Below are 12,119 nucleotides of genomic sequence, written 5' to 3' on the forward strand. Positions count from 1 at the left end.
CAACTTGAAGGAGCTCGCTAATGGTTCAGACGATTCTTATTCCCATGCTGCTTGGCTTCTCCGTATTTATGAGCGGCATGAAGCTGATGGAGCTTGCGCTTCACAGAATGGCCGGTCCTTATTTGACACGAATTCTCGAACGGTCCACAGCAACGCCTATACACGGGCTTGCAATCGGTACCGTAACGACAGCATTCCTGCAAAGCAGCACCGCCGTGACGGTTATCGCGATAGGCATGGTCAATGCCGGCCTGTTAACCTTCCCGCGTACGCTTGGCATCATTCTCGGTACGAACATCGGTACATGCATTACGACCGAGCTCATCGGCCTTAACTTGAATAAGCTCGCCCTTCCCTTGCTAATCGCGTCTATTGTGATGTGGCTGACAACTGCCATATTGGGTGAATTAAAATGGTTTCCCGCTATACGCAGCGCAAGCTGGCTTACCTCGCTTCGCTTCTCATCCGTTGTCCTATGCGGCTTTGCACTGTTGTTGACCGGAATGGCCATGATGCAAGGTGTTGGACCTGCTGTACAAGAAAGCACCTTTTTCACATGGTTTCTCGACAAGGCGGATGACAGCCTTTGGTGGGGCCTTGCTGCTGGCGCTATTCTAACGGCTGCGGTACATAGCAGCGCAGCCGTAATCGGCATTATTATGGGCTTCGTGACACTTGGCGCCATGCCAATCGAGCTGGGCATCGCGGTTGTGCTTGGCGCAAATATCGGAACCTGCGCAACGGCTTTGCTTGCTTCCGTTGGAGGCACCAAGGCCGGGCAATACGTCGCATGGTCGCATGTCGTGCTCAATGCAGGTGGCGCATTGCTGTTTATGCCTTTTATCGGCGAGCTCGAAACCTTCTCGGCGTGGATTTCTTCATCCAATGCCTCTCAGATTGCGCACACGCAGACGATATTCAACGTTTTGAGCTCCTTAATTGCACTCCCGTTTTGTTATCTTGGTATATTCAGGAAGCTTGAGCCACTGTCCAAGCATCCCTAATCCGTTTGCAAACCTAGCAAATGAAAAGCCCCGGCCACGATGCGGTGATTGTTGTCGTAGCCGGACTGCTTTTGCCGCTTCCAGGCTTCTTTAGGTTCAAACCAATCAACGCCACGTATTTCCTCAACCTGTGCTTGCAGAGAGCCTCCCACAGCTTCGACCAAATAATAATGGACCTCTTTATCCACTTTCCCATGCTTATCATGCTCATACTGGTATTTAATTTGGTCAATCGGAGCGATAATCACCCCTTCGAGGCCCGTTTCTTCCACGATTTCTCGCAAAGCGGTTTCTTCTATGGTTTCCCCCGCTTCCATCTTCCCCTTGGGCAGCGAAACCTTTCCATATCGGTCCTGAATGAGCTGAATTTGCAGCTTGCCTTCCTCGTTGCGGCGATATACGACACCGCCTGCTGAAATTTCTTTCATCTCCGTTTCCCCCTTGCAGCCTAAATGAAGTAATAGATGCAGCAAAGGATTCCTCCATCGTTTCCTCGGAAGGAAGCGTTGAACAAAGGAATCCCCGCTATTATTCGAGCTGCGTTTACGCTCTTATCGCTTCTGGACGTTCCAACACAAAGCTGTGCAGCTCTGTTTCGATGGCTTCTTGCGGTTTATCGTCCATCACTCTGACCAGCTTCGCGCGGCATTCATTGACACCAGCTTCGGTAATTTTGACACGGCATAGCTTACCGATCAATTGTTCCGTACCGTCGAACACGACTTGGATATAATTGTCGGTATAGCCCATAACCAAGCCCGTTCCAGGCGCGCCTTTGTAATCACGCTCCGGAATGACGTCAAGCACTTGGCCTACGTATTGCTTTGCATATGCAAGCTGCATCTTTTCGGATAAATCGATCAGCTTGTGCACGCGCTCGTTTTTTATTTCGTCATCGACCTGCTCATCCATTCTCGCTGCCGGTGTTCCCGTGCGCTTCGAGTAAGGAAAGACGTGCATTTCGGCAAATTTCATCTCTTCCATGAACCGCAAGCCGTCCTCGAACATTTCTTCCGTCTCGCCAGGGAAGCCTACGATCACATCGGTCGTAATCGCAACGCCAGGCATCGCTTCATGCAGCCGTTTGATCTTAGCGGCAAATTCTGCCGTCGTGTACTTGCGGCGCATGCGCTTCAATACGGAGTCTTCGCCTGCTTGGAGTGGAATATGCAAATGGCGGCACATTTTGCTGGAGCGGTTCAACACGTCGATCATGGCATCATCGATTTGGCTTGCTTCAATCGAGCTGATGCGAATGCGCTCAAGCCCCTCCACCTTGTCCAAATCCCAGAGCAAGCTGGTCAAATTGTAGTTTTCCATATCATCGCCGTAGCCTCCGGTATGAATACCGGTTAATACGATTTCTTTATAGCCAGAAGCCACAAGCTGCTTCGCTTGCTCCAGCACGCTTTGCGGCGCGCGGCTGCGGGATAGTCCGCGTGACCAAGGAATGATGCAGAACGTGCAGAAATTGTTGCAGCCTTCTTGGATTTTCAGGAATGCCCGAGTACGCTCCGAGAAATCCGGCACGTCCAGCTCTTCAAAGTCACGGGTTTTCATAATGTTGCGCACGGCATTAACCGGTTTGCGGTCGCCTTGTATTTGATCGACGAAGCTCATGATTTTCTCGCGGTCCTGCGTGCCAATGACGAGATCCACGCCTTCGATTGCCATAATTTCCGCAGGAGAAGTCTGAGCGTAACAGCCCGTTACCGCGATGACAGCATCCGGATTGCGGCGTACAGCCCGTCTAATAATTTGACGGCTTTTCTTGTCTCCCGTATTCGTTACCGTACACGTATTAATTAAATACACATCTGCGGTCGCTTCGAAATCGACCTGCTCGTAACCTTCGTTTTTAAATAACTGCCAGATCGCTTCTGTGTCATAGAAGTTCACTTTGCAGCCTAGCGTATAGAATGCGACTGTTGGCATAGTTGTTACGCTCCTCCCATTTCTCCTGATTCATATAATAAGCAGGTTAATCCTACGATGCCCGCTGTTTCCGTTCTCAGTATTCTTCTGCCAAGCCCAACCAAGACGGCTCCTGCTGCTTCGGCCTCTGCCGCTTCGCGATCGGTAAAGCCGCCTTCCGAGCCGACAATAAGCAGTACCCTTGGACTGCGCACAGCAGCTTCGCTGGCACGCCATTCACTTACGGCAGAGCGTACGCCTCGTCCATGAGCCAAATGACCCTCTCGCTCGTAGCAAAACAACGCCAGATCATAATCGGCTATCGACTTGACCAGCTCACGCCAGCTATGGAGCGCTTCAATTGCAGGTATACGGCTGCGATGCGCTTGCTCAGCCGCTTCCTTTGCGATTTTGCTCCAACGATCAATCCGCTTTGCTTCTTTCTTGGCGTCATACTGTACAATCATGCGCTCTGATTGAAAGGGAACAAAGGCATAAGCGCCAATCTCCGTACCTTTTTGAATGACCAGCTCCATCTTGTCGCCTTTAGGCAAGCTTTGCGCGATCGTTATCGCCCAACTCGGCTCACTATCCGCGCTCAGCAGCTCCACGATTTCAGCCGTAATCAGCGTTGGAGCAGCTTCAAGTACAGCCACTAAAGCCGTGCGCGACTGTCCGTCACTAACGATAAACTGATCGCCAGGCTTCGACCGCATGACACGAACCGCATGATGCGCATCCTCGCCTACCAACCGAATTTCGGACTCGCCAAACTGGTCCGCCGCTATAAAATATCGTTGCATCGTCCTTTTCCAACCACCCTTAAACAAATTCCATCCTTCATAATACCATGCATGCCCATTTGAAATCTATCAGAAACCGTTGCCAACTACGCCTTTTTTCATCTACTTCTGCCCAAAACAACTTATATAAAGATTTGATAGACCCATGCAAACGTATTATTCATCATATCTGCGCCCAAGCCCAAAATAGGATCAAGCGTGACTTTTCGCAGAGGTGGTATAAAGACGATTAGAAGAAATATAAACATTCCCCACTGCACGTTTTGATCCATCTTGTAACGGATCTTCAACGGCAGCAGATCAGCAATAATCCGGTATCCATCAAGCGGAGGAAGCGGTATTAAATTGAAAATGAACAATAGGAAATTATACCAAATGAAATAATCAAAAAAGCGATGAACAGCAGCATCAACCCCAACGGATGCCCCATCCAAAATTCCCGAAGTCAATATTGCAACGTAGATGAATATGCCTATCGTACCCATCAACAAGTTGCTCAGCGGACCAACTGCCGTAACTATAATGCTCATCAACCGCGGACTGCTGAATTTGCTTGGATTGACGGGAACAGGCTTCGCCCAGCCAAAACCGGCTATAAGTATCAGCAAAGTGCCAAGCACATCCAAGTGGACCCGCGGGTTTAGCGTGACCCGACCGGCATTGTAAGCTGTATCATCGCCAAATTTATACGCACTGTAAGCATGAGCGAACTCATGCACGGTAAAGGCAATAATTAAAGCCAAGACGATAAATGGCAAATCTTCAAGCGGGAAACGTAAAAAGCTCTGCAAGTCCATTAAGTCACCTGCGGCTTTCTCGCTATGAATGCAATCCAATCTTCATCGCGGCGTTTCTCGACGATTTCAAATCCAGAACGGATCAGGCCTTCTTCCACATCGGTTTCTTTGTTTTTGTATACGCCAGAAGCGATATATATACCGTTTGGTTTAAGTGCTTCATATACGTCGTCTACAAAGAGCAATATAATCTCTGCCAGTATATTGGCAACGACCAAATCCACGGGCACCTTAACTGCAGTAGCCAGCGGCGAAGATCCGTTAGCTTCGCCTGATTGGCCATCTTTGATGACGCCTAGCAAATCGCTTAATCTGACTTCGACTTGCTCCGACAGCTCATTAAGCCTTACATTCTCGGTTGCGCTTGTCACGGCAACAGGATCAAGATCCAGCGCGAGAACGCTTTTCACGCCTAAGCGGCACGCTCCGATCGCAAGAATGCCTGAGCCTGTTCCGACATCGATCATTTCTTCGCCGCCGCGGATAACCGTCTCAAGCGTCTGCAAGCATAGTGCCGTCGTCGGATGCGTTCCCGTACCGAAAGCCATTCCCGGATCCAGCTCGATAATCCGCTCGTTCGGGCCTGCTTCGTACACTTCCCATGTCGGCTTAATCGTAAGCGTCTCCGAAATGCGGAGCGGCTTGAAGTATTGCTTCCATGCGGTAGCCCAATCTTCTTCATCAATAACGAGCGCCGAATATTCTACCGTACCTGGATCGATATCGAATTCGCGAAGCTCCTCTACCCGCGGGCGAATGGATGCGATAAGCTCTTCCATATCCGTGTCTTGATTAAAATAACCCTTTATAATCGCTTGACCCTCTGGAATATCGTTAAGCGGAAGCTCGTACCATTGTCCAAGCGAAGTATCACGCTGCTTGCTGAGCGTTCCCGACTCTTCAATAGATACGCCGCCAGCACCGAGCTCATGCAAAAAGTTAGATATCATCTCTTGCGCTTCTTCTGTCGTTGAGATTGTAATTTCATGCCATTTCATATGTAATATCCTCCAGTAACAATCGTAAACGGCCGCCTGCAGCCGCAATTGGCCAGACAATCGTTTCGCTATAAAAACCTAACATCTATTGTACACCAGAGTGTGGTTTTACACAAAATTTGGCGTATGCAACCTCATAAATGAATTGTGCTACAATGATAAAGATCTGTTGGGCAATTATGGGTTTTTATGAATAGAGGATTAAAGCATATCAATATCGGGAGGGCTACTGCGCAAATGTCACCTAGAAATGCGGAAAAGGACCGTAAGCTGCGAGAAGAGAGGCATCGCCAAATATTAGAGGCAGCCATGCATGTCATTGCAAGACGCGGACTGCCGGCTACTAAAATTTCCGACATCGCGGCTGCAGCTGCTATAAGCGTAGGGAATGTCTACAAATACTTCAGCTCGAAGGAGGACATCTTCCAAGCATTGGTGGAAAGCGGGCAACGCGAATACCGCATTTTCGTAGAGGAGGCTCTCCGCATGGAAGCTGTTCCTTATGACAAGCTGTTCTGGTATACGGAGAACTGGCTAACCTACCGAAACGGCTGGGCAATTACCGTCATTCTTCAATATGCGAGAACATCAGAGGCTGTGCCAGCCGAAGTGACTGCAGCAGTCAGCGCCAGATTTGTTGATAATCTGCGCCCGATGGCTGCAATGATTGCAGAAGGGCAGGCCGCTGGCGTAATAAAAGCAGGCGACAGCATGGAGCTGGCCCTTATCTATGTTTCCATGATGGAAGGGCTTATTCTTCATAACATTCCTGGTATCCACGAAATTACGACGTTAACGCCTGACAAAATGCTAGCCCTGCTTCTCAAATAATTTTGGACTAGCATGAAATAAAACGATTGACTATTAATGGTAAATCCTGCTATCATGTGCACATAGTGAATAATTATTCATCCGATGTCTACCAGACCTCTGGCGACGCATAATGGCTACTCTTCCAAAAGAGTCATTATGCTTTTTTTATTACATTTATTCCGACTTATCCGATGTTATTAATAATTAAGCTAAAGAAAGAGGATGAGCGCATTGGAATTGTTTTGGTTTATCCCAACATACGGGGATGGACGATACATCGGATCCGGCCTTGGCGCTAGAAATATGACGCCAGTGTATTACCGGCAAGTTGCAATGGCTGCGGATGACCTTGGTTTCGATGGCGTGTTGCTCCCGACGGGGAGAGGCTGTGAAGACCCCTGGGTCACCGCATCATCGCTCATACCCGTAACCAGAAACATTAAATTTCTGGTCGCCGTGAGGCCCGGCCTCATGTCTCCTACCCTTGCTGCGAGAATGGCTGCTACCTTCGATCGCAGCTCGGAGGGCAGGCTGCTCATTAATGTCGTCGCTGGCGGTGATCCTGCAGAGCTCGAGGCTGACGGACTGTATCTCAATCATGGCGAACGGTATGAGCTGACGGATGAATTCATGTCCGTGTGGCGTAGTGTTTTGGCACAGACTGAGCCATTTAGCTTTGAAGGGACGCAAATCAAGGTGACTGAAGCAATCAATTTTTTCCCGCCTGTGCAAAAACCTTACCCGCCTGTTTATTTCGGCGGCTCCTCTCCTGCTGCGATAGAGGTCGCAGCGAGGCATGCCGACTGCTACCTATCCTGGGGAGAGCCTCCCGAGCAGGTAAAGCAGAAGCTTGATCTCGTTCGCGAGCGGGCGAAGCAGCAAGGGAGAATCGTTAAGTTCGGTATTCGTCTTCACATCATTGTAAGGGAAACGAATGAAGAAGCCTGGGTAGCAGCTAATCGGTTAATTAGCCACTTGGACGATGCTACGATCGCGAAAGCCCAGCAAGTATACGCACGTATGGACTCGCATGGACAGAAGCGTATGGCGGATCTTCATCAGGGAGATCGATCACAGCTGGAAATCTCGCCTAATCTATGGGCTGGCATCGGTCTTGCAAGAGGTGGCGCAGGCACTGCGCTTGTCGGAGACCCTGCTGCGATTGCAGAGCGAATCAAGGAGTATCAATCGCTTGGCATCGAAACGTTTATCTTATCCGGTTATCCGCATCTGGAAGAGGCATACCGCGTTGCAGAGCTTCTATTCCCAAAGCTTCGCCAAGCTAGGCATACATCAAAGGGCGAAGGGCCTAGCGGGGAGATGATCGCTTATCATTACCAACCAGGTAAAAGCCGTTAAACGACCGGTGCTAGTCGCTTGGTCCAAAAACAAAACATACCCGTTATCCATATCTGTCCTCGCCGTCATTACTGTGTTATTCGCCTGGTGGCTCATTACGAGATTGCAATGGGTTAACCCTTTATTTGTCCCATCACCGGGTAAGGTTTGGCTTGCTTTCATCCAGATTTGGCAAGAAGGCTATAAGGGAAGTACGCTGGCAAGCCATATTGGCGATAGCCTTCTCCGACTGGGCAGCGCCTTTGCATTAGCGTTGGTAACGGCCATACCGCTTGGACTTATTAGCGGCTCATCCTTAACGATTCGTTCACTGATCGATCCGTTTATCGAGTTTTACCGCCCGCTTCCTCCGCTCGCTTATTATACGATGCTTGTTCTATGGCTTGGCATAGGCGACACGTCTAAGATCGCACTGCTTTATCTGGCTGCGTTCGCCCCGCTCTACATCGCCGTTGTAGCAGGAGTAAGAAGAATTTCGATCGACCGCATACATGCTGCGAAGTCATTAGGCTCGAATCGGCGCAAGCTGTTTCTATATGTGCTTCTCCCCTCCGCGCTGCCTGAAATATTCACAGGGATTCGAACGGCCGTCGGTGTGAGCTACACGACGCTGGTAGCTGCCGAAATGGTCGCCGCCATGTCGGGGATTGGCTGGATGGTGCTCGACGCAAGCAAGTTTTTGAGAAGCGATATTATATTCGCAGGCATTATTATGATGGGGCTTATCGCTTTATTGATCGATTCGTCAATCCGCTGGCTGGAGCGAAAGCTAGTTCCCTGGAGCGGTAAAGAATGAAATTAGAACAGGAGTGTAGACAAATGAAAAAATCAGCATCAGTAACCCATTATTTATCGGTTTTATTAACGCTTTCCCTATTCTGCATTTTGGCAGCTTGTAGTTCGAACAAACCAGCAAACGAGATAGCTACAGCACCAACTGAAGCTGCCGCAACCGATAAGCCAGCAGCGAGCACTCAGCCCAAAGAGGTTCGAATTGGCTTTCAGATTATCCCGAATGCCGAGCTGCTTGTCAAAGCGCTTGGCCTTGCCGAGAAAAAGTTCCCGGGCGTAAAGATCACCTGGGTGCCTTTCGATTCGGGGCGCGATGTTAATACTGCTTTTGCTGCAGGAGGCATCGATCTAGGCCTTGCCGGTTCGGTTCCTGTAGCAATCGGCCTAGCAAATAATTTGCCTTATTCGGTTTATTTCCTTCATGACATTATCGGCGACAACGAAGCGCTCGCTGTTCAAAATAGTGCCAACATTAATAGCGTAAAGGACTTAGCAGGGAAAAAAATCGCGGTTCCTTTCGGATCGACTACGCACTTCAGCTTATTGTCCGCTCTTAAACAAGAAGGCGTTGATCCAGCTTCCGTCAGCATATTAGACTTACAGCCTCCAGACATTGTAGCCGCTTGGCAGCGGAAGGATATCGATGGCGCATTCGTATGGCAGCCCTCGCTCGCAAAGCTAGTTGCAGAAGACGGCAAGATCTTAGTTTCGGCCAAAACATTGTCGGAGCAAGGCATCATTACAGCGGACGTTGGCATAGTTGGACGCAAATTCGCTGAACAATATCCGCAATTCGTTAAGGAATACGTCTCCGTACTCGACGAAGCGGTCGCGCTTTACCGTGCCAATCCCGAGGATGCCGCCAAAGCCGTCGCTCCGCTGCTCAGTCAGCCCGAATCTGACACGCTTGCTCAGCTGCATGAACTCGTGTGGTTAAACTCAACCGAGCAGCAGGATGCCAAATATTTGGGAGAGGATAGCAGCGATAGCGGATTCGCTGACGTTCTGCAGCAAACGGGGCAATTTCTAGTCGATCAAAAAACAATTCCTAGCGCTCCTGACGCGCATGCCTACCAACTGGGCATTTGGAATGAGTCGCTAAAGAAATAGGTATCTCTAATCCACGAATAGGAGGCATTTCAAAATGACTGAGCCCCTGCCTTTCGCAAAGACCGCTATCTCCATGAGCGGCATTCATCTCGCCTATGCTAAGCGCGCCTCTATAACCGAGGTGCTTGGCAGCATCAACCTCTCTATTCAAGAAGGTGAATTCGTTTGCATTCTTGGTCCATCAGGCTGCGGCAAAACTTCTTTGCTCAAAGTAGCGGCCGGTTATGAGAAGCCTACTCGAGGCGAGATCAGCATTTTCAGCAGACGACATGAAAAGCCTCATCATGAGGTCGGCGTCGTCTTCCAGCATGCCAACCTATTCCCATGGCTCTCGGTTCAAGGCAATGTTGAATTCGGATTGAAAATGCTGAATCAATCACGCCTTCAACGGAAAGCGACTGCCGCCTCCATCGTCGAAAAGGTAGGTTTATCCGCCTATTCATCCCTGCTTCCATTCCAGCTCTCAGGTGGCATGAAACAGCGCACTGCGATAGCAAGGGCGTTGGCAACAGACCCGCGTATCATCTTGATGGATGAGCCGTTTGCATCGCTCGATGCCATTACTCGCGAATCGCTTCAATATCTCATCCAGAAAATCTGGATCAACAGCGGAAAAACAATTATTTTTATCACTCATGATGTGGATGAAGCCTTGCTGCTTGGAACAAGGATAATTACGATGCAAGGATCGCCGGGACGCATAGAGCTTGATATGCCCAATCCGCTTAACAAGCGATCCGAACCTTTTACGTTTGTCCGGAACCATGCCAGATTTGCAGAGCTGCGAGATACATTGGTAAGGTCTCTGCGGAATAAGAAACAAGATCTGCAAGAAGCTGCCGATTTGTAAATACGGCAGCAACGGCAAAAAGACTGCGGGCTGGCTGCCTGCAGTCTTTTTGCCATTAGTTCGTTCTTGTATGGGTATTGCCGCCTATTTGACTTATGAGATGAAGCGCTCGCTCAGCGACTGATTCATCTACCGTTGCCGTCAGCAGTCCGCTTGCAGGCAAACCGCTAACCTCGACTACGCGCAGCGCCTGCAGCTTTCTCCATGCCTCTTGAGCCGCTCCTTCGCCATCGAAGGTCGCTTGAATTTCAATTTCGCTCATTATGCCTGCTCATTGCGTGCGTCAGCTTCAGCAGCGCGCTCGGCAGCTTTACGATCTGCTTCGTCCGCGAGCTCCTCAGAAAACTCTACATCTTCGTTTTTACCAACCGGCAAATTTCCGAAATTTTCTTTCTCCAGGCTGTTATGTTCCGTCATCGTTGATTCCCTCCGGTCTTGTAGATGTATGGTTTTCCTACCCGAATAGAATATGTTTGTCCACCCTGAACTATACAAGGCGGCAAAGAAAAAAAAGACGGACCGGGTTATTCACCCCGGAACGCCTTTTTCATCTTATCGAATATGGATTCATGATGTTCTTGGTCGGTCGCTGCCGAATCGCCGCTCAAACCGCCGAATTGACGCAGCAAATCCTTCTGATCGTCAGTCAAGCTTGTTGGGGTTACAATGGTAACCTTCACATGCTGATCGCCTTGACCATACCCGCGCAATTTCGGTACGCCTTTGCCTTTGAGCCTGAAATACGTTCCGGTCTGCGTACCAGCCGGCACCTTAAGCTTAACCTTCTCCGTCAACGTCGGAATTTCGATTTCGTCGCCAAGCGCAGCCTGAACGAAAGTCAGCGGCACCTCGCAATAAATATCGTCGCCTTCCCGTTCGAAGAATTCATGCGATTTCACGCGAATGACAATATATAAATCCCCGGCAGGTCCGCCGCGCAAACCGCCTTCGCCTTCTCCCGTCATCCGGATTTGAGCTCCGTCGTCTACGCCCGCAGGAATGCGGATATTGATTTTGCGCTGGCGTTTCACTTTACCCGCACCGTGGCAAGTCGAACATTTGTCCTTAATCACGCGGCCGGTGCCGCTGCAATTCGTACATGCACGGCGGTTGACCATACGGCCAAACGGCGTGTTTTGTACCACTTCTTGCTGGCCGCTGCCTTTGCATACTGAACAGGTTTCAGGCTTCGTGCCAGGCTTCGCGCCGTCACCGTGACAAGTATCACAGGTTTCGGTTCGGGGAATCGTAATTTCCGTTTCCTTGCCGAACACGGCCTCCTTGAACTCAACAGTCATCGTATACTGCAAATCGTTGCCGCGCTGCGGTGCATTCGGATCACGACGTCCGCCGCCCCCGCCAAAAAACATGTCGAAAATATCGCCAAAGCCGCCGCCGAAATCACCGCCGCCTCCGCCCCCCATGCCTTGGTTCGGATCTACATGGCCGAACCGGTCATACGTTGAGCGTTTGCCATCGTCGCTTAAGACGTCATACGCTTCCTTCACTTCCTTGAACTTCGTCTCCGCATCGGCCGCTTTGTTCACGTCGGGATGAAACTCCCGCGCGAGCTTGCGGTATGACTTTTTGATTTCGTCAGCCGAAGCATCCTTGCCGAGGCCGAGTACTTCATAATAATCGCGCTTGCTTGCCACCTGTTCTCACCTCCGCTATATATC

14 protein-coding genes are annotated in these 12,119 nt (G+C 50.0%); 6 read left to right on the forward strand and 8 right to left on the reverse strand.

Annotated features, from left to right (window positions below):
• The first annotated feature begins 20 nt into the window (after window positions 1-20).
• Window positions 21-1,004 carry a Na/Pi cotransporter family protein gene (locus tag AC0YN3_RS18265; RefSeq protein ID WP_475776394.1) on the forward strand — a complete coding sequence of 328 codons (984 nt, stop codon included), beginning with the start codon at window positions 21-23 and terminating at the stop codon, window positions 1,002-1,004.
• Here the strand turns inward: AC0YN3_RS18265 and AC0YN3_RS18270 are convergent.
• The 5 genes from AC0YN3_RS18270 to prmA form a co-directional block, all read right to left on the reverse strand.
• A complete protein-coding gene (locus tag AC0YN3_RS18270; RefSeq protein WP_475776395.1) occupies window positions 1,001-1,432 on the reverse strand; it encodes an NUDIX hydrolase in 432 nt (143 codons plus the stop codon). The genes AC0YN3_RS18265 and AC0YN3_RS18270 overlap by 4 nt on opposite strands.
• A 115-nt stretch (window positions 1,433-1,547) precedes the next feature.
• Entirely contained in the window at window positions 1,548-2,939 is a 1,392-nt protein-coding gene (gene mtaB / locus AC0YN3_RS18275) for a tRNA (N(6)-L-threonylcarbamoyladenosine(37)-C(2))-methylthiotransferase MtaB (RefSeq protein ID WP_475776396.1), read from the reverse strand.
• Window positions 2,940-2,944: 5 nt separating this feature from the next.
• Window positions 2,945-3,721, reverse strand: a complete 777-nt coding sequence (locus AC0YN3_RS18280; RefSeq protein WP_475776397.1) for an RsmE family RNA methyltransferase — start codon at window positions 3,719-3,721, stop codon at window positions 2,945-2,947.
• Between the two features lie 122 nt (window positions 3,722-3,843).
• Window positions 3,844-4,518: a site-2 protease family protein gene (locus AC0YN3_RS18285; protein ID WP_475776398.1), complete on the reverse strand. Its 675-nt coding sequence runs from the start codon at window positions 4,516-4,518 to the stop codon at window positions 3,844-3,846.
• Window positions 4,518-5,516 (reverse strand): 50S ribosomal protein L11 methyltransferase, encoded by a 999-nt coding sequence (prmA, locus tag AC0YN3_RS18290; RefSeq protein ID WP_475776399.1) that lies wholly within the window; start codon window positions 5,514-5,516, stop codon window positions 4,518-4,520. The genes AC0YN3_RS18285 and prmA overlap by 1 nt, the downstream gene beginning before the upstream one ends.
• Before the next feature lie 237 nt (window positions 5,517-5,753).
• Here prmA and AC0YN3_RS18295 point away from each other — a divergent pair, with 237 nt between their 5' ends.
• The 5 genes from AC0YN3_RS18295 to AC0YN3_RS18315 all read left to right on the forward strand — a co-directional run bounded on the left by AC0YN3_RS18295 (window position 5,754) and on the right by AC0YN3_RS18315 (window position 10,440).
• Window positions 5,754-6,347 (forward strand): TetR/AcrR family transcriptional regulator, encoded by a 594-nt coding sequence (locus AC0YN3_RS18295; protein WP_475776400.1) that lies wholly within the window; start codon window positions 5,754-5,756, stop codon window positions 6,345-6,347.
• 213 nt (window positions 6,348-6,560) lie between these two features.
• Window positions 6,561-7,688 carry an FMNH2-dependent alkanesulfonate monooxygenase gene (gene ssuD / locus AC0YN3_RS18300; protein ID WP_475776538.1) on the forward strand — a complete coding sequence of 376 codons (1,128 nt, stop codon included), beginning with the start codon at window positions 6,561-6,563 and terminating at the stop codon, window positions 7,686-7,688.
• Between the two features lie 7 nt (window positions 7,689-7,695).
• On the forward strand, window positions 7,696-8,484 hold the full coding sequence (locus AC0YN3_RS18305) for an ABC transporter permease subunit (protein ID WP_475776401.1): 789 nt from the start codon (window positions 7,696-7,698) through the stop codon (window positions 8,482-8,484).
• A 23-nt stretch (window positions 8,485-8,507) separates the two neighbouring features.
• Window positions 8,508-9,590, forward strand: a complete 1,083-nt coding sequence (locus AC0YN3_RS18310) for a taurine ABC transporter substrate-binding protein (RefSeq protein WP_475776402.1) — start codon at window positions 8,508-8,510, stop codon at window positions 9,588-9,590.
• 34 nt (window positions 9,591-9,624) lie between these two features.
• Entirely contained in the window at window positions 9,625-10,440 is an 816-nt protein-coding gene (locus AC0YN3_RS18315) for an ABC transporter ATP-binding protein (RefSeq protein WP_475776403.1), read from the forward strand.
• 55 nt (window positions 10,441-10,495) lie between these two features.
• On the opposite strand, the gene AC0YN3_RS18320 is transcribed toward AC0YN3_RS18315, so the two are convergent.
• From AC0YN3_RS18320 to dnaJ, 3 genes are all read right to left on the reverse strand, one after another.
• Window positions 10,496-10,702, reverse strand: coding sequence for a hypothetical protein (locus AC0YN3_RS18320; protein WP_475776404.1), 207 nt, complete (start codon window positions 10,700-10,702; stop codon window positions 10,496-10,498).
• Entirely contained in the window at window positions 10,702-10,857 is a 156-nt protein-coding gene (locus AC0YN3_RS18325) for a YfhD family protein (RefSeq protein WP_475776405.1), read from the reverse strand. Before AC0YN3_RS18325 ends, AC0YN3_RS18320 begins: the two co-directional genes overlap by 1 nt.
• 107 nt (window positions 10,858-10,964) lie before the next feature.
• Window positions 10,965-12,095: a molecular chaperone DnaJ gene (gene dnaJ, locus AC0YN3_RS18330; protein WP_475776406.1), complete on the reverse strand. Its 1,131-nt coding sequence runs from the start codon at window positions 12,093-12,095 to the stop codon at window positions 10,965-10,967.
• Between the last annotated feature and the right edge of the window lie 24 nt (window positions 12,096-12,119).

The sequence above is a fragment of the Paenibacillus sp. J22R232 genome (genome assembly GCF_056269165.1).

Bases quoted from the DNA above. Each gene is read 5' to 3' on its own strand.
- AC0YN3_RS18265 (WP_475776394.1), top strand. From the start codon at position 21: ATGGTTCAGACGATTCTTATTCCCATGCTGCTTGGCTTCTCCGTATTT.
- AC0YN3_RS18270 (WP_475776395.1), bottom strand. From the start codon at position 1,432: ATGAAAGAAATTTCAGCAGGCGGTGTCGTATATCGCCGCAACGAGGAA.
- mtaB (WP_475776396.1), bottom strand. From the start codon at position 2,939: ATGCCAACAGTCGCATTCTATACGCTAGGCTGCAAAGTGAACTTCTAT.
- AC0YN3_RS18280 (WP_475776397.1), bottom strand. From the start codon at position 3,721: ATGCAACGATATTTTATAGCGGCGGACCAGTTTGGCGAGTCCGAAATT.
- AC0YN3_RS18285 (WP_475776398.1), bottom strand. From the start codon at position 4,518: ATGGACTTGCAGAGCTTTTTACGTTTCCCGCTTGAAGATTTGCCATTT.
- prmA (WP_475776399.1), bottom strand. From the start codon at position 5,516: ATGAAATGGCATGAAATTACAATCTCAACGACAGAAGAAGCGCAAGAG.
- AC0YN3_RS18295 (WP_475776400.1), top strand. From the start codon at position 5,754: ATGTCACCTAGAAATGCGGAAAAGGACCGTAAGCTGCGAGAAGAGAGG.
- AC0YN3_RS18310 (WP_475776402.1), top strand. From the start codon at position 8,508: ATGAAAAAATCAGCATCAGTAACCCATTATTTATCGGTTTTATTAACG.
- AC0YN3_RS18315 (WP_475776403.1), top strand. From the start codon at position 9,625: ATGACTGAGCCCCTGCCTTTCGCAAAGACCGCTATCTCCATGAGCGGC.
- AC0YN3_RS18320 (WP_475776404.1), bottom strand. From the start codon at position 10,702: ATGAGCGAAATTGAAATTCAAGCGACCTTCGATGGCGAAGGAGCGGCT.
- AC0YN3_RS18325 (WP_475776405.1), bottom strand. From the start codon at position 10,857: ATGACGGAACATAACAGCCTGGAGAAAGAAAATTTCGGAAATTTGCCG.